This is a genomic window from Paeniglutamicibacter sp. NPDC091659 (assembly GCF_044756805.1).
Lineage (GTDB): Bacteria > Actinomycetota > Actinomycetes > Actinomycetales > Micrococcaceae > Paeniglutamicibacter.
Map to the genome: position 1 here is coordinate 44,809 of NZ_JBIVTO010000013.1, position 18,062 is coordinate 62,870.

Annotated in this window: 19 protein-coding genes; 3 read left to right on the forward strand and 16 right to left on the reverse strand. The window is 64.5% G+C overall.

Going from position 1 to position 18,062, the window contains the following annotated elements:
• Window positions 1–140: 140 nt before the first annotated feature.
• The 4 genes from ACIQLF_RS19105 to infC all read right to left on the reverse strand — a co-directional run bounded on the left by ACIQLF_RS19105 (window position 141) and on the right by infC (window position 3,205).
• Window positions 141–1,049, reverse strand: coding sequence for a TrmH family RNA methyltransferase (locus ACIQLF_RS19105; RefSeq protein ID WP_400302022.1), 909 nt, complete (start codon window positions 1,047–1,049; stop codon window positions 141–143).
• 85 nt (window positions 1,050–1,134) lie between these two features.
• On the reverse strand, window positions 1,135–1,821 hold the full coding sequence (rplT, locus tag ACIQLF_RS19110; protein WP_400302024.1) for a 50S ribosomal protein L20: 687 nt from the start codon (window positions 1,819–1,821) through the stop codon (window positions 1,135–1,137).
• Window positions 1,822–1,927: 106 nt separating this feature from the next.
• Entirely contained in the window at window positions 1,928–2,122 is a 195-nt protein-coding gene (gene rpmI, locus ACIQLF_RS19115) for a 50S ribosomal protein L35 (protein ID WP_400302026.1), read from the reverse strand.
• Window positions 2,123–2,245: 123 nt separating this feature from the next.
• Window positions 2,246–3,205, reverse strand: a complete 960-nt coding sequence (gene infC / locus ACIQLF_RS19120) for a translation initiation factor IF-3 (protein WP_400302029.1) — start codon at window positions 3,203–3,205, stop codon at window positions 2,246–2,248.
• Window positions 3,206–3,528: 323 nt separating this feature from the next.
• Between infC and ACIQLF_RS19125 the strand changes: the two genes are divergently transcribed.
• Complete coding sequence (locus tag ACIQLF_RS19125; RefSeq protein ID WP_400302032.1) at window positions 3,529–3,885, forward strand: DUF1844 domain-containing protein; 357 nt, start codon at window positions 3,529–3,531, stop codon at window positions 3,883–3,885.
• Between the two features lie 99 nt (window positions 3,886–3,984).
• On the opposite strand, the gene ACIQLF_RS19130 is transcribed toward ACIQLF_RS19125, so the two are convergent.
• From ACIQLF_RS19130 to ACIQLF_RS19165, 8 genes are all read right to left on the reverse strand, one after another.
• Window positions 3,985–5,325, reverse strand: coding sequence for an MFS transporter (locus tag ACIQLF_RS19130; protein WP_400302035.1), 1,341 nt, complete (start codon window positions 5,323–5,325; stop codon window positions 3,985–3,987).
• Window positions 5,322–6,236: an SseB family protein gene (locus tag ACIQLF_RS19135; protein WP_400302037.1), complete on the reverse strand. Its 915-nt coding sequence runs from the start codon at window positions 6,234–6,236 to the stop codon at window positions 5,322–5,324. Before ACIQLF_RS19135 ends, ACIQLF_RS19130 begins: the two co-directional genes overlap by 4 nt.
• 153 nt (window positions 6,237–6,389) lie before the next feature.
• Complete coding sequence (gene priA / locus ACIQLF_RS19140) at window positions 6,390–7,133, reverse strand: bifunctional 1-(5-phosphoribosyl)-5-((5-phosphoribosylamino)methylideneamino)imidazole-4-carboxamide isomerase/phosphoribosylanthranilate isomerase PriA (protein ID WP_400302040.1); 744 nt, start codon at window positions 7,131–7,133, stop codon at window positions 6,390–6,392.
• A 67-nt stretch (window positions 7,134–7,200) separates the two neighbouring features.
• Window positions 7,201–7,350, reverse strand: a complete 150-nt coding sequence (locus tag ACIQLF_RS19145) for a hypothetical protein (RefSeq protein WP_400302042.1) — start codon at window positions 7,348–7,350, stop codon at window positions 7,201–7,203.
• Window positions 7,351–7,989: an imidazole glycerol phosphate synthase subunit HisH gene (gene hisH / locus ACIQLF_RS19150; RefSeq protein ID WP_400302045.1), complete on the reverse strand. Its 639-nt coding sequence runs from the start codon at window positions 7,987–7,989 to the stop codon at window positions 7,351–7,353.
• Entirely contained in the window at window positions 7,990–8,610 is a 621-nt protein-coding gene (gene hisB, locus ACIQLF_RS19155; protein ID WP_387533554.1) for an imidazoleglycerol-phosphate dehydratase HisB, read from the reverse strand.
• A 97-nt stretch (window positions 8,611–8,707) separates the two neighbouring features.
• A complete protein-coding gene (locus ACIQLF_RS19160) occupies window positions 8,708–9,823 on the reverse strand; it encodes a histidinol-phosphate transaminase (protein WP_400302048.1) in 1,116 nt (371 codons plus the stop codon).
• A gap of 111 nt (window positions 9,824–9,934) precedes the next feature.
• Window positions 9,935–10,315, reverse strand: a complete 381-nt coding sequence (locus ACIQLF_RS19165; protein ID WP_400302051.1) for a LysM peptidoglycan-binding domain-containing protein — start codon at window positions 10,313–10,315, stop codon at window positions 9,935–9,937.
• 285 nt (window positions 10,316–10,600) lie between these two features.
• Between ACIQLF_RS19165 and lexA the strand changes: the two genes are divergently transcribed.
• Complete coding sequence (lexA, locus tag ACIQLF_RS19170; RefSeq protein ID WP_400302053.1) at window positions 10,601–11,320, forward strand: transcriptional repressor LexA; 720 nt, start codon at window positions 10,601–10,603, stop codon at window positions 11,318–11,320.
• Window positions 11,321–11,423: 103 nt separating this feature from the next.
• On the opposite strand, the gene ACIQLF_RS19175 is transcribed toward lexA, so the two are convergent.
• Both ACIQLF_RS19175 and hflX read right to left on the reverse strand, forming a co-directional pair.
• Window positions 11,424–13,430 carry an ATP-dependent DNA helicase gene (locus ACIQLF_RS19175; protein ID WP_400302055.1) on the reverse strand — a complete coding sequence of 669 codons (2,007 nt, stop codon included), beginning with the start codon at window positions 13,428–13,430 and terminating at the stop codon, window positions 11,424–11,426.
• On the reverse strand, window positions 13,423–14,994 hold the full coding sequence (hflX, locus tag ACIQLF_RS19180) for a GTPase HflX (protein ID WP_400302058.1): 1,572 nt from the start codon (window positions 14,992–14,994) through the stop codon (window positions 13,423–13,425). The genes ACIQLF_RS19175 and hflX overlap by 8 nt, the downstream gene beginning before the upstream one ends.
• 449 nt (window positions 14,995–15,443) lie before the next feature.
• Between hflX and ACIQLF_RS19185 the strand changes: the two genes are divergently transcribed.
• Entirely contained in the window at window positions 15,444–16,061 is a 618-nt protein-coding gene (locus tag ACIQLF_RS19185) for a class I SAM-dependent methyltransferase (protein ID WP_400302060.1), read from the forward strand.
• 81 nt (window positions 16,062–16,142) lie between these two features.
• Here the strand turns inward: ACIQLF_RS19185 and dapF are convergent, their stop codons facing one another.
• Together dapF and miaA are read right to left on the reverse strand one after the other, a co-directional pair.
• Window positions 16,143–17,099 carry a diaminopimelate epimerase gene (gene dapF / locus ACIQLF_RS19190; protein ID WP_400302063.1) on the reverse strand — a complete coding sequence of 319 codons (957 nt, stop codon included), beginning with the start codon at window positions 17,097–17,099 and terminating at the stop codon, window positions 16,143–16,145.
• 61 nt (window positions 17,100–17,160) lie between these two features.
• Entirely contained in the window at window positions 17,161–18,060 is a 900-nt protein-coding gene (gene miaA, locus ACIQLF_RS19195; RefSeq protein WP_400302065.1) for a tRNA (adenosine(37)-N6)-dimethylallyltransferase MiaA, read from the reverse strand.
• Window positions 18,061–18,062 lie beyond the last annotated feature (2 nt).

The window sequence follows — 18,062 nt, forward strand, 5'->3', positions numbered from 1 at the left end:
TGCAGGGGCACGGCGACGCATCAAAAGGCGTTGTCGCGGTCTCTTTTTGGGGAGGTCCGGGCAGGCTTGGCCCGTGTTCGAAATCGTGCCGAGTCCCCGGCGGGCGGTGCGTTGCCACCGCCCGCCGGGCAATCCGGTTGCTAGCCGCGTCGCTGGGCGCGCGCCGAGGCGTACATGCAAACGGTCGCGGCGGTGCTGACGTTCAGCGATTCGGCAATTCCGTAGAGCGGCACTGCCACCCGGTGGTCGGCACGGGAAAGCTCGTCCTCGTTCAGGCCCTGGCCCTCGTTGCCGAACAGCCAGGCCGTCGGCTCCTCAAGGACCGGATCGCCCTCGGTCGACTCGAACGTACCGCCGGTGCGGCGCGCCGCGCTGGCGTCCTGCAGTGCGTCAAGGTCGGCGGTGCCGTAACCGTCCGCGGCCAGGATGGTGCTGCCCTGTCCCTTGAGGGCCGCAATGGCTTCCGAGAGCTCGACGTTGGCGACGATCGGCAGGTGGAAGAGCGAACCGACGGTGGAACGAACCGCCTTGGGGTTGTAGATGTCGACGCTGCCGTTGGTGATGACCACCGCATCGGCGCCTGCTGCGTCGGCGGCGCGCAGGATGGTTCCGGCATTGCCCGGATCCTGCACGCGGCACAGCACGGCCACCAGGCGCGGCTTGCTGGCGAGGACTTCCTCGATCTTCACCTCGGGGATCACGCACACCGCGACGATGCCCTGGGGAGTTACGGTGTCGGCCATTGCCGCCAACACCTCGGGGCTCACCAGCCGGGCGTGGACGCCGGGGGCCTTGGCCACCATTTCCTCGAATTCCGGGTAGCGGTCAAGGCAGTCGTCTGTCGCGAAGATCTGACGCACCACGGCTTCCTTGCCTTCGGCTTCGCGCGAGATGTGAGCCTTCATTGCTTCGCGGACCGCTTGCGGGCCCTCGGCCAGGAACTCTCCGCTGCGGGCACGACCGGTGCGGGTTGCCAACCGGGCGACCTCGCGAACCTTCTCGGCACGCACGTTTGTCATGGTTTCTTCGTTGTCTGCGGGGAGATTCATGCCTATGACTTTACCGGGGATACGGCAATGGGACGGAATCGCGAGGATTCCGTCCCATTGACTTAGAGCATTAGCGGCTCAAAGACTAGGCGTCCTTGATCTGCTGGCGGGCTTCGCCACCTGCAGGCTCGAAGCCTGCAGCCTTGGCATCTTCGATGCCCTTGAACCAGAACTCAGCAACAGTCTGCTCGTACCAGGTCGAACCCGGTACGTGGTACTTGTTGGACTGAGCGTTGCCCTTGACAATGAAGTCGGCCGGAGCCGCTTCGCCATCTACAACCTTGTAAGCACCGGCTGCCACTGCCTTTTCGGCGGGGGTGGAGCCTTCAACGACAGTAGCCTTGGCAGCGGCCTTAGGGGCCTTTGCCTTAGGTGCGGCTGCTACTGCCTCAGATGCTTTTGGGGCGTTGACGTCAGCCGGAAGGGCACCCTTTGCAATCTGGACCAGTGCGGCGAAAGCCTTGGAGTCGGACACTGCCAACTCGGCCAGCATGCGGCGGTCAACCTCGACCGCGGCAGCCTTCAGGCCCTGGATCATGCGGTTGTAGGTCATGCCGTTGGCGCGGGATGCAGCGTTGATGCGCTGGATCCAAAGGCGACGGAAGTCACCCTTGCGCTTGCGACGGTCGTTGAAGCTGTAAACGTACGAGTGGAGCAGCTGCTCCTTGGCCTTACGGTACAGGCGCGAACGCTGACCGCGGTAGCCCTTGGCGCGTTCAAGAATAACGCGACGCTTCTTATGGGCGTTTACTGCCCGCTTCACACGTGCCACGTGTGTACTCCTTTGGTTCTGTTCCACCTGGCCTCAAATATTGGGCCAGGCAAAAATGCTTTAAGTGGTCGGGACTCCAAGACTGGATTCCCAAGACGGAGTGGTGTTAGATACCGAGCATCCGCTTGATGGTCTTGACGTCCGCCTTGGCGACCAACTGGTCAGAGGCCAGGCGACGGGTGATGCGGGAGGACTTGTGCTCCAGGTAGTGGCGGCGGTTAGCCTGCTGGCGCTTGAGCTTGCCGCTACCGGTGAGCTTGAAGCGCTTCTTGGCGCCACTATGGGTCTTGAACTTCGGCATATCCGCCGTTCTCCTTACTTGCTCCCGGGGTCCTTTCGGGCCGGGGATCTTGCGCACTCCCGCGTTTGAGGGAATCCGTTGTTCTAGTGTTGCTCTTGCGAGCGTGCCATGCTCGGAGCGACCTTACTTGGTCGTCCCGGGCTTGGCTGCGCGGGTTGCGGGCTTTGGACCCGGCTTGCCCGCAGGCTTGGGAGCGGCCATCGGCTTCGGCATGGCCACTGGCTTAGGTGCTGCAACAGGCTTGGCAACAACAGGCTTCGGGGCCTGTGCTGCTACGGCCGGCTTGGAAGCGGCGGCCGGACGAACCGGGGCCTTCGCCGTTGCCGGGCGAGCGGTGTCGCGTGCCGGCGCTGCCTTGGCCGGAGCCCTGGTGACGACCGGAGCGGTCTTTACCGGGGCAACCTTGGGAGCGAGCAAAGCGGCTGCCTCTTCGGCTGCGGCTTCGGCACGAACCTTGGCAAGCTTCTCCATGATGTCGGATTCGATGACGTCTGCAACGGAGCCGCCCAGGTCGCCCTGGGGTTCCGAGGTGTCGATCCGGTTCTTGGAGTCGGCTGCCTTGGCCTTGTCGTTTTCACGCTGTTCCAGGCGGCGGGCTTCAGCCTTGGCTTCTGCCTTGTTCTTGAGCGGTCCAACAACCATGACCATGTTGCGGCCATCGATGCGGGGGCTGGACTCAATAACGCCGACCTCTGCAACTGCTGCTGCAAACTTCTCCAGCAGACGGATGCCCATCTCTGGACGCTGCTGCTCACGGCCGCGGAACTGAATCATGGCCTTGACCTTGTCGCCCGCTCCGAGGAAGCGCAGCGCGTGGCCGACCTTGGTTTCGTAGTCGTGGGTGTCGATCTTCAGGCGGAAACGAATTTCCTTGAGGACCGTGTTGGTCTGGTTCTTACGCGCTTCGCGCGCCTTGACCGCAGCCTCGTACTTGTACTTTCCGAAGTCCATCAGTTTGCACACGGGAGGCTTTGCGGTAGGCGCAACCTCAACGAGATCAAGATCGGACTCCACGGCAAGACGAAGAGCATCCTCAATACGGACAATGCCAACCTGTTCACCGGCTGGGCCGACGAGCCGCACCTCTGGGACGCGGATTCGATCATTAATGCGTGGATCGCTGATGTGTAGCTCCTGAGTAGTTCGTAGTTTCAGGCCACCACAGCAAAGAGAAAGGCCCTCGGCTGCGGGTGCAGGCGAAGGCCTCGATATTCGATCGATGATTGCTCATCTAAACCCGCCACACGAGGTGACAGGTACCGAATGTACCCGGCCGCCTGATTCGGCTGCTGCGGGTGGGAGTGGCCTCCACTTGCTTACTGGATCCAGGCTGGTTGGTCACATTCACCGCTTGGGTGACGCTACCAAATACACAGATTCAGTCGGTCTATGGAAAGCTTAGCATCATGAGTACTCCTGAAACCAATCCGGACGCCACCAACGAAATTCGCGACATCGCCGAAGTGGCAGCCGTTGAAATCATCACCACCGCCGCCGTTCACCTGATGAGCGCCGCCGCCGTCAAGTGCGGCCTTGCCGCCGGCGAAGACGCCGAAGAACTGAAAGACCTCGACGAGGCACGCAAGTTGATCACCGCGCTGGCCGGCCTGGTCGTCTCCGCAGCACCCGAGATCGGATCCCAGCACGCAGGGCCGTTGCGCGACGGCCTGCGCTCGCTGCAGCTGGCCTTCCGCGAAGCGTCCTTCATCCAGGACGAACCGGGCAAGGGCCCGGGCGAAAAGCTCACCGGCCCGGTGAACTAACACTTCAGCTCCATCCTCAAGAAGGAGTGCGGGTCCCGTTTCAAGCGAAACGGGACCCGCACTTTTTTGTTGCTCTTTTGCGCCTAAGCCACGGCGTGTTCAGGCCTCGCTGATGAGCGTGCGCACCCGCGCGCGGCGACGCCGGCGCACCTGTTGCGCGACCAAAGCGGCAACGCTGACGGCAGCGCCGATGCAGCCCACAGCGATGAAGGCGGCAGCAGATCCCAGCGCATCGACCGTTGCGCCGGTGACCGGGGAACCCAACGCGGTGCCGCTGGTCAGTGCCGAGCCGTACCAGCCCATGGCCTCGCCGCGGCGCTTCTCGGCCACGAGGTCGGTGAGCCATTCCGAGGCGGCCGAGAGCACCGGGGCGCAGAGCATGCCCGGCGGGATCGAGAGCAGCGCCAGCGACCAGGTGTCCGTGGCAAAGGCCATCGGCAGGGTCAACACGGCCATCGCCAGCAGCAGCACGATCGGCGAGATGCGCCGGCTGAGGCTTCCGTAGATCAGGCCGCCGACCAGCGAGGCGCCGCACCAGAAGAAGAACACGATGCCCAACTGGCCCGAGCTGTCCTTCTCGTCAAGCAGCGAGAGCATGCCCACCTCGGTGCCCGAGAGCACGAGCCCGGCACCGGACGCGGCGATGAACACGGCGACCACCGAGGCGCTGACCCAGCCGAACTTGTTGCGGAAGGCCTTGCCGCGTGCCGCGATGCGGGCCTGGGTCGACTTGCTGCCGGCCAGGATCAGTTCACCCTCGACGTTTGCCAGCCCGCCGGGGCCGGAGGCGATCAGCGACGCCTCGGCGGCCAGGCGTTCCTCGTGCGGGTTCGCCTTCTTGGCGACGGCGCCCGGCTGGCCGCTGCGCGTGGGCGGGTTCAGGATCATCAGCACCAGGCCGCTGAGCGATGCCGCAACCGCGATCCCGATCATGCCGATGGTGGTGTTCAGGCTGGTGGCAACGATCCCGGCCGTGGCCGGCCCGACGATGAACACCAGCTCGGTGGCCATCGCGTCGAGCGCGAAGGCCGAACGCCGGGTCTCCCCCGTGGTCATCACGCCCAGGGCGGTGCGCACCACGGAGAAGACGGGCAACGAGAACAGCCCGCCGAGGAACACCAACGGCAGCACCCACGCGAACGAAACCTGCGGCACGATGCTCCACACCACCGCCTCGACGATGATCGAGGGCAGCAGCGCGCGGCGCAGCCCGTACATGTCGACCACGCGGCCGCGCCAGGGTGCGCCCAGGGCGATGCCGATGGTCATCAGCGCCACGACCAGTCCGGCCGATCCCCAGTCACGGTCAAGCACGTTGACCAGGTGCAGCAGCAACAGCATGCCGACGGCCGCGTGCGGCAGCCTGGCCACCATGCCGACCAGCAGCAGCGGCGCCACCCCGGGTTGCCGGAGCAGTTCGCCGTAGCGCCCGAATTTCATGCGTTCGGGCCCGCCTGCGTCGGCGCGCCGGCCTTCAGCGCGACTTCCAGCGAATCGACGTTTTCGGCGAAGTCCGCGTTTGCGGCCAGCGCCGCGTGGATGCGCGTCACGCAGGCACGTGCCGAAGCCTCGTCGACCCCCGGTTGGAAGGTGAACTCCAGGCGCAGTTCCGGGCCCGATCCCCCGCCGGGCACACTGGTCCCCTGCGCGGTGCGGCTTCCCACGCCCTGGCCCGGGGCAATTCGGATCGAGGCCAGGGCCGATTCGGTTCCCGCCTGCCGTGCGACGATGGCCGCGAGTTCCTCGTTGAGGTAGCTGGGGGTCCAGTCCTTCTGCTGGGCCAGGGCCCACATTCCGGGACGGCGCAGCACGAAGGTGAAGTCGGCCCCGGGATCCAGGACCAGCATCTGGGCCTCCTCGGCGACTGCGGAAAGCGCCGCGCGCGGGGCGTACACGGCAACCGGGCGGGCCTCGCCGTGCCAGGCCTGCAGGCGTTCGACGCTGCTGAAGACCGGCAGCGCCTTGCGGCCGTCGGGCGCGTTGAGCGTCACCAGGGCCATGTCGGCTTCCTTGTCCTCGGTGAAGCCGTGTTCGCCGAGCCCGCCCTCGGCCAGCTGGGCCACCACGGCAATGTAGATGCGCGATTCGGCAAGTGCCGCGTGGACGCCCTGCTCGCTGCCGGTCCCGGCAACGAGTGCGTCGATGGCGGCCGCGAGCTTTTCGTCGATGAGCCCGTTGTCGTTGTCGAAATTATGCAGGGGGTTGCCCTCCCCGCTGAGGTCGCGGCCTTCCCAACTTTGCCCGGCGGAATCGGTCTGCGATCCGGCCCGGGCCAGCGCCGCGGCGATGTGTCCGGGCAGGTGTCGGGGGCTTTCGGGTGCCCCGTGGGAAGAAGGTGAATTCGCGCTCATAGCCAAATGCTATCGTGCGGCACGCACAAGGGCCGGTCGCCATTCGCATGGTGACCGGCCCTGATTCCCTACTGCCGCGCAGAACTTGGCGCGGGCGGCGGGGTGGGTAGTGTGGTGCAACTCGCCCGCACATGACGGGCTCGCGGGTGGATGCTAGCGGCGGCCCGCAACGTCCAGCGCCTCGGGCATGGTGAACTTGCCCGCGTAGAGCGCCTTGCCCACGATGGCTCCCTCAACGCCCAACGGGACCAGTTCGCGCAGCACGCGAAGGTCCTCGAGGCTGGAGATGCCGCCGGAGGCGATGACGGGCTTGGAGGTGTGTGCGCACATTTCGCGCAGCAATTCCACGTTCGGGCCGCGCAGGGTTCCGTCCTTCGTCACGTCGGTGACGACGTATCGGGCGCACCCGGCGTCCTCAAGGCGCGCCAGGACCTCCCAGATGTCGCCGCCTTCCTTGGTCCAGCCTCGGCCGGCCAGGGTGGTTCCGCGAACATCCAGGCCCACGGCGATCTTGTCGCCGTGGCGGGCGATGGCGCGGGCGGTCCACTCCGGGTTCTCGAGGGCGGCGGTGCCCAGGTTCACGCGGGTGGCGCCGAATTCAAGCGCCCGTTCAAGCGACTCGTCGTCGCGGATGCCCCCGGAAAGCTCGACCTTGATGGTCAGCTCCTCGGCAACGCGGCGAAGGATCTCGGTGTTGTGGCCGCGGCCGAAGGCTGCGTCCAGGTCCACCAGGTGGACCCATTCGGCGCCGGCGTTCTGCCAGGCAAGTGCGGCTTCCAACGGGTCGCCGTAACCGGTTTCGGAGCCGGCTTCACCCTGGACCAGGCGAACCGCCTGGCCGTCCGCCACGTCGACGGCCGGGAGCAGTTCGAGGATGGGGTTTTGCGTGTTGGTCATGATCAATCCTTAGGTTTTTCCGGGCCGTTGGCCCTGCCGGCACCGCGTGGGTGCCGGCTCGGGGTTCTCAGAAGGTCAGTAGGTATCCGGCGAGCAGGGCCATGCCGGCGATGATCCAGCAGGCGATGATCCAGGAGACGTGTGCCCGTTGCTGGCGCAGGGAAATTGCGCCGCCGGCCAGAAGCCCGGCCAACAGCATGAGCAGGATCGTCCACATTTAGAGGGTCTCCAACCAGTTGCGCAGCAATTGCGCACCGGCTTCTCCGGACTTCTCTGGGTGGAACTGCAGGGCGCACAGCGGGCCGTTTTCCACGCCTGCCACGAAGGGGACCCCGTGTTCGGACCAGGTCACCTGCGGCGGGAGCATCTTGGGCTGGGCCACGTCGAAGTTCCATTCCTGCACCGCGTAGGAGTGCACGAAGTAGAAGCGTTCGTTTTCGATTCCCTTGAAGAGCTTGCTGCCTTCAGGAGGCGTGACGGTGTTCCATCCCATGTGCGGGACGACCGGTGCCTTGAGCAGTTCCACGGTGCCGGGCCATTCGCCCATGCCCGGGGTTCGCACGCCGTGTTCGACGCCCTCTTCAAAGAAGATCTGGTGTCCGACGCAGATGCCCAGGACCGGGCGGCCGCCGGCGATGCGGCGTCCGATCCAGCGGATGGCCCCTACCTCGTTGAGCTGCTTCATGACGGCGGCGTAGGCGCCGACGCCCGGGACAAAAAGCCCGTCGCAGTTGAGGATGTCGTCGGGCTTGGCAGAGAGCGTTACCTCGGCCCCGGCCGCCTCGAGAGCGCGCACGGCGGAGCGGACGTTGCCGGATCCGTAGTCAAGAACCGTGACTTTCTTGCGCTCGGCCATTTACAGCGCACCCTTGGTGGAAGGGATGGCGTTGCCGATGCGGGCATCGGGCTCCACTGCTTCGCGCAGTGCGCGGGCGAAGGCCTTGAACTGGGCCTCGACGATGTGGTGCGGGTCCCGGCCGCCGATCACCGTCATGTGCAGGCAGATCTGCGCGTGCAGGGTGAGTGCCTCGAAGATGTGGCGGGTCAGCGAACCGGTGAAGTGGCCGCCGATCAGGTGGTATTCCTGGCCCGCGGGCTCGCCGGTGTGCACCAGGTAGGGGCGCCCGGAGATGTCGACAACGGCGTTTGCCAGTGCCTCGTCCAGCGGAACGGTGGCTTCGCCGAAGCGGCGGATGCCTGCCTTGTTGCCCAGCGCGGTGCGCAGGACCTCGCCGATGGTGATGGCAACGTCCTCGACGGTGTGGTGCACGTCGATGTGGGTGTCGCCGGTGGCGCGGACCGTCAGGTCGATCAGCGAATGCTTGGAAAGTGCAGTCAGCATGTGGTCGTAGAACGGAACACTGGTGCTGATTTCGGAGCGGCCGGTGCCGTCCAAATCGAGTTCGACAAAGACGGAGGACTCGCTGGTGGTGCGTTCGAGGCGAGCGCGACGACCCGTGAGTTTTTCGGCAGACATGCACATTCCTTTTGATCAGGCGTTTAGACGAGGATGTGAAGCACGGGGATGGGGACACGGATGTGTCGGCCACAACCCCGCACCTATGAGTTTAGCGTTAGTGCCCGTGCGGACCCTGATTGAGCAGCTCTTCCAGGCGGACCAGGAATGCCGTGGTTTCGGCTTCGGTGCCTGCCGTGACGCGCAGGTGGCCCGGGATGCCTACATCGCGGATGATGACTCCCGCTTCCAGCAGGCCTTCCCAGATGTACCGGGGGTTTTCCAGTCCGCCGAAGAACACGAAGTTCGAGTCCGACGACGCAGGGTTCAAGCCCATGCGGGTCAGCTCGTTGACGATCCGATCGCGCTGGGACTTGATGTCCTCGACGTTGGCCAGCAACGCCTCGACATGCTTGAGCGCGGCGTTGGCCGTTGCCTGGGTCACCGCCGAAAGGTGGTACGGCAGGCGGACCAAACGGATGGCATCGGTGACCTCCGGAGCGGCGGCGAGGTAACCGACCCTGGCACCGGCCAGGGCGAAGGCCTTGGACATGGTGCGCGAGACGATCAAGCGCTCACGGCCCGGCAACAGGGACAACGCGGACGGGGTCCCGTTGTGGGCGAATTCGGCGTAGGCCTCATCCACGATGACGATGGCGTTGCTTGCAGCACCGGCCTCGTAGACCGCTTCGACGACGTCCAGGCCCAAGGCGGTGCCCGTCGGGTTGTTGGGTGAGCAAAGGAAAACGATGTTGGGCGCCGCGGCCCGCACCTGTTCCGCGGCGTCGGCCGCGGACAGGGCATAGCCCTCTGAGCGAACACCCGCGATGTAGGCGGTGTCGGTTCCGCTGGCCAGCAGCGGGTACATCGAATAGGTGGGAGGGAATCCCATGACCGTTCGACCCGGTCCGCCGAATGCCTGCAGGATTTGTTGGAGCACTTCGTTGGATCCGTTTGCCGCCCAGATGTTCTCGGCGTTCAGGCCGTGGCCGAGATAGGCCGCCAGGCGCTCGCGCAACTCGGTGAATTCACGGTCCGGATAGCGGTTGAGTCCCAGCGCAGCGGCGGATACCTCTTCGACGATTGCGCGATGAACGGCCTCGGGCAGCGGATGGGTGTTTTCGTTGACGTTCAGCTGGATTGGAACGTCGATCTGGGGTGCGCCGTATGGTTCAAGACCTTGAAGATTCTCTCGCAGGGGCAATTTTGCCAGGCGATTTAGCCGTTCATTCACCCCATAAGTCTAGGGCGCTCGGTGCAAGGCATCAGAATCAGCAATGTGGAACGGGGTAACAATCGGTTCGCAATGAAGCGGGGGTCACACCCGCCGTCAGCAACGCGGCAGTTACCGTGCCGATGGAACGTATATCTCGGTTCCCGGGAACAGGACGCTTCCCTCAAGGTTGTTGATCTCGGTGATCTGGCGCACGGCCTCGCGGGGGTCCAACTGGGGCGCGAACTCGCGAGCCAGACCCCAAAGGGTGTCGCCCTCGATGACGGTGACGCTGACGGCTTCTACACCCAGTGGCACATCGGCCGAGGCCTTGGCCGGCGACAGGAACAAGCCCAGAATCATGAGCACGCCCACGCTGGCCAGGAAGATCGGCATGGCGATCAAAACGAATTTCCCCCGGCGAGTCAACCGCAGCGGAGCTTCCTGCGGGGCGTGGTAAGCGATGGGGTCTGGAACGAGGTGGAGCGGGGCCGAGAGAGCAGCGTTTGCCATGTCTTTGCCTTTCCTTTGAGTACGACGGGCCGATGCAAGCGGGCCGCGAGTCGAACAAGCTTCTATTGTTCGAACACGTCTTTCGAATATGTGTTCGTAGTTCGTAAGTTATTTCTAGCACTTTTCAACGACACGTGTCCAGATCGGTTCGAACAAATCTTTGAAAGCGCCGCTTCCGTCCACTAACATGAGTGATGTGGAACGGTGAATTCACTTCATCACTCCGCACCGACAAATTGCGGAACGCGCGGGCCAACCGCCGACGATCGGGATGAGGCACAAAGAATGACGACCGAACAACGAACCCCTCGACGTGACGCGAAGAGCCTGACAATTCGCCAGAAAAAGGTTCTCGAAACAATCCAGCGCTCGGTCAGTGCCAACGGCTACCCGCCTTCCATGCGAGAGATCGGTGACGCGGTGGGCCTGGCCAGCCTCTCGAGCGTGACCCATCAGTTGAGCCAGCTGGAAAAGCTTGGCTACATCCGCCGCGACCCCCGCCGTCCGCGCGCCATGGAAATCCTGCTGCCATTGCAGCTCAAGACCGACACGAAACTTGAAGTGGTTTCCGGGCAGGCCGAACTCAAGGCAGCGAACGGCATGAACGTCTCTGAGCTGACGACCTCGTCCGACACGGCAATGGTCCCCCTGGTGGGACGAATCGCCGCCGGCAACCCGATTCTCGCCGACCAGGCAGTGGAAGACGTGTTTGCGCTGCCGCGCCAGCTCGTGGGCCATGGCGAACTTTTCATGCTAAAGGTCAGCGGCGACTCAATGATCGACGCCGCCATTTGCGATGGCGACTGGGTCGTCGTGCGACGTCAGCAAACGGCAGTCAACGGCGACATAGTTGCAGCGCTGCTCGATGACGAAGCCACCGTCAAGACCTTCCGCCAGCGCGATGGCCACACCTGGCTGCTGCCACAGAACTCCCGCTACGAACCGATCCTCGGTGACGCGGCAACGGTCATGGGCAAGGTCGTTTCGGTCATGCGCTCCATTTAGGGACGTCACTGGCATTTCAACGAGTCAGGGGCCGGTCATCGCGACCGTCCCCTGACTCATTTAACGTTTTGACGCATGGACTCCCAAGTGAGCCGCGCTGCCCCTAGCCTTCGCTGAGCCGTTCGAGCGCGGCCAACACCGTCGGCTTGTCCGGGGTGGCCCACAACGGCGGCAAGGAGGCCCGCAGGAAGCTTCCGTAGCGTTCCGTCGCCAGGCGCGAATCCAGGACGGCCACGACACCGCGGTCGTTGACCGAACGAATCAAGCGCCCAGCGCCCTGGGCCAACCTGACGGCGGCATGGCTCGCAGCCACCGCCATGAACCCGTTGCCGCCATGCTTGGCGACATCCCGGCTGCGCGCCGAGGAGAGCGGGTCGTCGGGCCGCGGGAATGGGATCTTGTCAATGATCACCAGGCGGCATGCATTGCCCGGCACGTCGACGCCCTGCCACAGTGTCATGGTGCCGAACAGGCAAGTGTCCGGTTCGGCAGAGAACTGGTCAACCAGGGCCTTCATGCTCGATTCCCCCTGGCACAGGATCGGCACGTCCAGCCGGGAACGCAGGATCTCGGCCGCTTCCTCCGCCGCTCGGCGCGAGGTGAAGAGCGCCAAGGCCCCGCCCCCGGATGCCTTGATGAGGTCTTCGATCTCGCCGATCATTTCCTGCGACATCTGGCGCCCGGGCTTCGGCAAGTGCTTGGCCACATACAGGATTCCCTGCTTGGGGTAGTCGAAGGGGCTTCCCACATCGACCCCGTTCCAGGTGGGCGCGCCGTCACCGACCAGCCCCAAGGCACCGGCGACTGGTTCGAAAGCCGCGCCGATGGCCAGCGTCGCGCTGGTCAGGATGACAGTGCGGCCGTCGAAGAGCCCTTCGCGCAGCTTGCCGGCAACCGACAAGGGCGCGACATTCAGGGTGGGCTGGCTCGACTCGTCCGGCTGGACGTAGCCCTCCCCCGGGCTGAAATGCCCCGGGCGCGAAGCCCAGATGACTTCCCGTTCCTCGGTCATTTCAAGCATCTTGGTGCATTGCTCGACCAGGTACATGACCTGGGAACGTGCCATCTGCCGTCCGCCGTCCGCGGGCGCGTTGGCCTCGGGCTTCGAATCGGAGAGCACCACGCGTGCCGCCTCGGCGATCTGGTTGATCGCGGCTTCCTGTTCCTCGTTGAGGCCGCGGGCCATCAGGCCCGTGGGGACGCCTTCGAGGCTGCGCTGCAGCGCCTTAGCACCCTGGTTCAGTGCATCCACACTCACCGCGCAATGCTTGCGGGCCGCCGAAGCGGCGGTCTGCACCATGTTGACCGACATCGGGCGGGTCACCGAACTTGTCACCCGGTCCTGCAGTTCGTGGGCCTCGTCGATGATGACGGTGTCGAAGTCCGGCAGCACGGCCAAGCCTTCGAACGCCGACACCGCGAGCATTGCGTGGTTGGTGATGATCACGTCGGCATCGGCCGCTCGGGCACGGGCCATCTCACTGAAGCATTCGGAAGCCATCGGGCACTTCTGGGAACCGAGGCAGTCCATCGCACTGACCGATACCTGGCGCCAGGCCTTGTCGCTGACACCCGGGGTCAGGTCGTCGCGGTCACCGGTTTCGGTGCGCTCGGCCCATTGGCGCAGCCGCACGACCTCCTGTCCGAGTGCGGATGACGGGCCGTCCGCGAAGCCGCCGGCGGCCGGGGCGTCGGATTCGATCGAGAACAGCGTTCCCTCGTCGTCGTCCGGGTAGCCGCCGCCGAGCTTGTACTGGCACACGTAGTTGGAGCGGCCCTTGACCAGGGCCACATCCATCTCGCGGGGCAGTTCGTTCTTCAGCGACTTCAAGAGCCGCGGAACGTCGCGCCCCACGATTTGAGCCTGGAGAGCCAGCGTTGCGGTCGAAATCACCACGGGCTTTTCCGAGTCCAGCGCATGCGCGAGGGCGGGAACCAGGTAAGCCATCGACTTTCCGGTTCCGGTCCCGGCCTGCACCAAAAGGTGTTCGCCGGTTTCCATGGCACGTACTACCTGTTTTGCCATCTCGTGCTGGCCCGGCCTGCTTTGCCCACCCATCGCGGACACCGCAGCGTCCAACAGGGCGATGACTTCTGATTCCTCAGCCATGAATACTAAATTGCTCCACTTCCGCGGCCATGCCTTCGCGCACCTTGACCATCATGCGTGTCCCGTTTTCGGTGTGTTCGATGGCCAGGATTTCAGCCTCGGCGCCGTGCAGCTTGTTGACCACGTCGCCTCGATCGTAGGGAATCATCAATTCTAGTTGGATGCTGGGGCGCGGAATTGCGGCACTGATCTTCTGCAGCAGTTCTTCGATGCCGTCACCGGTGCGGGCCGAGACAATCACGTGGTTCGGCTCGCGTTGGCGCAGGCGTTCCACCACGAACGGGTCGGCCACATCGGCCTTGTTCAGCACGATGATTTCGGGGATGTTCCGGGCATCGATGTCGTTGAGCACCGTGCGCACCGCCTGGATCTGCCCTTCCGGGTCCGGGTGCGCCGCATCGACCACGTGCAGGATCAGGTCCGAGTCCGCGATCTCCTCCAGAGTGGAACGGAACGCCTCCACGAGCTGGGTGGGAAGCGACTTCACGAAGCCCACCGTGTCGGTGAGCGTGTAGTTCAGGCCGTCGCCGGTTTCGGCCTGTCGCACCGTGGGGTCCAGGGTCGCGAAGAGCGCGTTTTCCACCAGGACACCTGCCTGGGTGAGCCTGTTGAGCAGCGAGGACTTGCCCGCATTGGTGTAGCCAACAATGGCGACCGAGGGCACTTCGTTGCGCTTGCGGTTTGCCCGCTTGGCTTCCCTGGCCGGGAGCATTCCCTTGATTTCCTTGCGAAGCTTGGCCATGCGGTCGCGGATGCGCCGGCGGTCCAGTTCGATCTTGGTTTCACCCGGTCCGCGGGAACCGATGCCGCCGCCCGCGGCACCCACGCGGCCACCGGCCTGGCGCGACATGGAGTCGCCCCAGCCGCGCAGTCGCGGCAGAAGATATTCGAGCTGTGCCAGCTCGACCTGGGCGCGCCCCTCGTGGCTCTTGGCATGCTGGGCGAAGATGTCCAGGATCAGCGCGGTCCGGTCGATGACCTTGACCTTGACGACGTCTTCAAGCGCACGGCGCTGCGACGGGGAGAGCTCGGAGTCGATGATCACCGTGTCGGCGCCCGTGGCGGCCACGATCTCACGCAGTTCCATGGCCTTGCCCGAGCCCAGGAAGGTTCCCGGGTCCGGCTTGGCGCGGCGCTGCACGATGCCGTCAAGCACCTCGGAGCCGGCCGTCTCGGCCAGGGCGGCGAGTTCGCGCAGGGAGTTTTCAGCGTCCTGCGCGGTGCCTTCGTTCCATATCCCGGCCAGCACCACGCGTTCGAGGCGCAGCTGTCGGTATTCGACCTCGGTGACGTCCTCGAGCTCGGTGGACAGTCCCGCAACACGGCGGAGTGCCCGGCGTTCGGCAAGATCTTCCTGTGCGCCGTCGAAGGACGAATGTTCCCGGGTCTGGTTGCTCAGTGCCTGGGCGCGGCCCGAGAAGATTCCCTCGTGCTCGGGTGCCCCGAAATGCTTGCTCTTATCGGCAACCGAATGGTCGCTGGCAAGGATCCTTTCGATGGCGGCCTGGATCTGCGCCTCGTCCATGTCGTTGTCGTGTGGACCGGAATGCTGTGAGTTGGTCATGTTCCCCTTTGCGTGCTGTATTCCAGAATAGTGCCCTGCGCCGACAGAAGCGCCGTATTCGTGTGCTTGATCATCATGAGAATGCATGTGTTGTCCTTGGATGGATCGTTTCGAGGGGGTCCACCGCATGCTGGGTCAATGAAGTCTGCAAGGGCCATGGTGCCGGAAACACTTGTCCGGGGTGCCTTGAAATGGTGAGGCATGGCTTGGGAAGACTTTGAACTATGACTTTTCGGCGCGTGGCAGATACCCAGATTCTTCGGCCGTGGAGGCCGTCTGGTGTGTTGAAAATGCGCAGTGTGCGTCTTACAGAAAAGTCATAGGGAAAACTCTATCACTGCAAAGCGCGGCCCGCATTAACGTAAATCACACCCCCGAACGGGCCAATACATGCCCGTATCCCCATGCACGGTTTGGGGTTGCGGCCTCCGGGCGGTTAACCTGCCAACATGACCTCGGATCATTATTTCAGCGCGCAACCGTCAAAACCGGAAAAGCGGCGCACCATCAGCGTCGAACTGGGCGGTGCAACCCGCAAGGTCGAAACCTCCGGCGGCATCTTCAGCCCGGACAGAATCGACAAGGGAACGGCCGTGCTCTTGGAGTCGGCTCCGGAGCCTTCAACGACCGGAAACCTGCTTGACATCGGCTGTGGTTGGGGACCGATCGCGCTCAGCCTGGCCCTTGCATCGCCCGAGGCCATCGTCTATGCGGTGGACGTCAACGAGCGCAGCATCGGCCTGACTCGCGACAACGCGCGTGCGCTGGGCCTTGGCAACGTGAAGGCCTCGTTGCCCGAGGCCGTCGACCCGGCCACCACCTTCGACACCATTTGGTCGAACCCGCCCATCCGCATCGGCAAGGAAGCCCTCCACGAGCTGCTCCTGCTGTGGCTGCCGCGACTGGCACCGGGCGGAACGGCTTGGCTGGTCGTCCAGAAGAACCTCGGTGCCGACTCGCTGCAAAAGTGGATTGGAACCCAAATGCCCGCGTCCTGGACGGTGGAACGCACCTCGACGGACAATGCCTTCCGCACGATCCGGATCCACCGCCCGCAGGAGTCCTAACTTCAATCGCACATGCCCGTGCGCAAAACACGAGGGCGTTGAACACACGGTGTGTTTCAACGCCCTCGTTTGAGTTTGGTGCTAAACCTCGGAAATGCTGCCGCGGGTGACGAGCACTGCCGGCCCGCTGAGGAACACGTGCTCGGCGCCCCCGGCGCCCGGGGCAAACCGGACCCCCAGCACGCCGCCGGGAACCGTGACTTCCCAGTTGGCAACGTCTTGGGCTCGGGCCCAATGCCTTGTGGCAACTGCCGCAGCGCAGGCCCCCGTTCCGCACGAGAGCGTCTCGCCGACGCCGCGTTCGTGCACCCGCATCCGGAGGGCGCCGCGCCCGCCCTCGACGAGGGGTTCGGCCGGCAGCACATACTCCACATTGGTTCCGTGGGGCGGCAACGGGTCCACCACGGGGATGGCGAAGAGGTTGAGGCCTCCGAGCTCCGTCTGGCTTGCCACGGCGACAACGGTGTGGGGGTTTCCCATGCTCACGGAGAGCGCCGCGCGGGGATCAGGTAGCCCCTCTGTCTGCACCACGGAGTCGAGCCCACCCTTGCCGGCCGCATCCGGGTAGATGAACTCCCAGGGACCCATGTCGACCGAGTATCCGTCGACAAGCCGGGTCACGACCTTGAGCCCGGCCCTGGTGCCGATGAACAGCTCGGTTCCCACCTGGAGATCGACAAGTTTCTCACTCACAAGGAAGTGCACGAACACGCGGACACCGTTTCCGCACATTTCGGAGATCGAGCCGTCGGCATTGCGGTAGTCCATGAACCAGCGGGCCTCCGGCTGGGCCTCGAGGATCTCCCGCCCCTCCGCCAAGCTTTCGGATGGCACCGCGCGGATAAGTCCGTCGCCGCCGATGCCGCGGCGGCGGTCGCAGATCGCTGCGATCTGTTCCGGACTCAGGTCGTGTTTGTCGTCGGGGTCGGAGATGAGCACGAAATCGTTTCCGGTGCCGTGTCCCTTCGCGTAGCTCAGCGGCCCCGCGACGGCCAGAAGTGACTCGCCTTGGGTGGACAGGGGTTCGGTGATGCTCATGGTTTTAAGGATACGGGCAGCGCAACTTGCTTGGGTATTTTGCTACGCCGCCCGGCGTACCCTAGGCCGCCCGGATTCGTTCGAGCACGTCACCGACCAACGCGGCGCTGAGTGGGTCGAACCATTGCACGCGTTCATCGGCGTTGAACCAGGTGACCTGTCGGCGTGCGAACTGCCGGGTGGCGATCACAGTCCTCTCGACCGCCTCGGCCTCGCCCATGGTCCCGTCGAGCACGGCAAGGAACTGTGCGTAGCCGATGGCACGCGAGGCCGTCTTGCCCTCGCGCAGGCCCGCGGAGTCCAGTCGGCGGACTTCGTCCAGCAGGCCCGATTCCTGCATCTTCGCCACGCGCAGCTCCAGTCGCTGGTGCAGGAGCGCACGGTCCAGATTCAGCCCGATCTGCACTGCCGGGGCGTGGTACTCGCGTTCCGGCATGAAAGAGCTGAACGGCTGTCCGCTGATTTCGTAGACCTCTAGGGCCCGGATCATGCGCCGTTCATCGAGGTTGCGTGCGGCGGAGGCGGGATCGACCTCGGCAAGGCGGCGTGCCAACGCTCCCGGACCGTGCTCCCGGACCTCGAGCTCGAGGCGCTGGCGCACGTGCGGGTCTGTGGGAGGAAAATCGATTTCATCGAGTGCTGCACGCACGTAGAGGCCCGAACCCCCAACCAGGATGGGCACCGCTCCCCTGGAGCGGATTTCATCGAAGGTCCGGCGTGCATCGGCCTGGAAGCGGGCGACGCTGGCCTCTTCCCGGACGTCCATGATGTCCATGAGATGGTGCGGGATCCCGGCGCGTTCGGCAACGGAAAGCTTCGCCGTGCCGATGTCCATTCCGCGGTAGAACTGCAGGGCGTCGGCATTGACGATTTCCCCGCCAAGTTCCCGGGCAAGGGCAATCGAGAGATCCGATTTACCCGTCCCGGTTGGTCCAATCACGGCGATAACCGGGAGAGTCATGT

What these genes read in the sequence shown, in the direction of transcription:
- ACIQLF_RS19105 (WP_400302022.1), bottom strand. Translation starts at nt 1,049, where the DNA reads ATGAATCTCCCCGCAGACAACGAAGAAACCATGACAAACGTGCGTGCC.
- rpmI (WP_400302026.1), bottom strand. Translation starts at nt 2,122, where the DNA reads ATGCCGAAGTTCAAGACCCATAGTGGCGCCAAGAAGCGCTTCAAGCTC.
- ACIQLF_RS19125 (WP_400302032.1), top strand. Translation starts at nt 3,529, where the DNA reads ATGAGTACTCCTGAAACCAATCCGGACGCCACCAACGAAATTCGCGAC.
- ACIQLF_RS19130 (WP_400302035.1), bottom strand. Translation starts at nt 5,325, where the DNA reads ATGAAATTCGGGCGCTACGGCGAACTGCTCCGGCAACCCGGGGTGGCG.
- ACIQLF_RS19135 (WP_400302037.1), bottom strand. Translation starts at nt 6,236, where the DNA reads ATGAGCGCGAATTCACCTTCTTCCCACGGGGCACCCGAAAGCCCCCGA.
- priA (WP_400302040.1), bottom strand. Translation starts at nt 7,133, where the DNA reads ATGACCAACACGCAAAACCCCATCCTCGAACTGCTCCCGGCCGTCGAC.
- ACIQLF_RS19145 (WP_400302042.1), bottom strand. Translation starts at nt 7,350, where the DNA reads ATGTGGACGATCCTGCTCATGCTGTTGGCCGGGCTTCTGGCCGGCGGC.
- hisH (WP_400302045.1), bottom strand. Translation starts at nt 7,989, where the DNA reads ATGGCCGAGCGCAAGAAAGTCACGGTTCTTGACTACGGATCCGGCAAC.
- hisB (WP_387533554.1), bottom strand. Translation starts at nt 8,610, where the DNA reads ATGTCTGCCGAAAAACTCACGGGTCGTCGCGCTCGCCTCGAACGCACC.
- ACIQLF_RS19165 (WP_400302051.1), bottom strand. Translation starts at nt 10,315, where the DNA reads ATGGCAAACGCTGCTCTCTCGGCCCCGCTCCACCTCGTTCCAGACCCC.
- lexA (WP_400302053.1), top strand. Translation starts at nt 10,601, where the DNA reads ATGACGACCGAACAACGAACCCCTCGACGTGACGCGAAGAGCCTGACA.
- ACIQLF_RS19175 (WP_400302055.1), bottom strand. Translation starts at nt 13,430, where the DNA reads ATGGCTGAGGAATCAGAAGTCATCGCCCTGTTGGACGCTGCGGTGTCC.
- hflX (WP_400302058.1), bottom strand. Translation starts at nt 14,994, where the DNA reads ATGACCAACTCACAGCATTCCGGTCCACACGACAACGACATGGACGAG.
- ACIQLF_RS19185 (WP_400302060.1), top strand. Translation starts at nt 15,444, where the DNA reads ATGACCTCGGATCATTATTTCAGCGCGCAACCGTCAAAACCGGAAAAG.
- dapF (WP_400302063.1), bottom strand. Translation starts at nt 17,099, where the DNA reads ATGAGCATCACCGAACCCCTGTCCACCCAAGGCGAGTCACTTCTGGCC.
- miaA (WP_400302065.1), bottom strand. Translation starts at nt 18,060, where the DNA reads ATGACTCTCCCGGTTATCGCCGTGATTGGACCAACCGGGACGGGTAAA.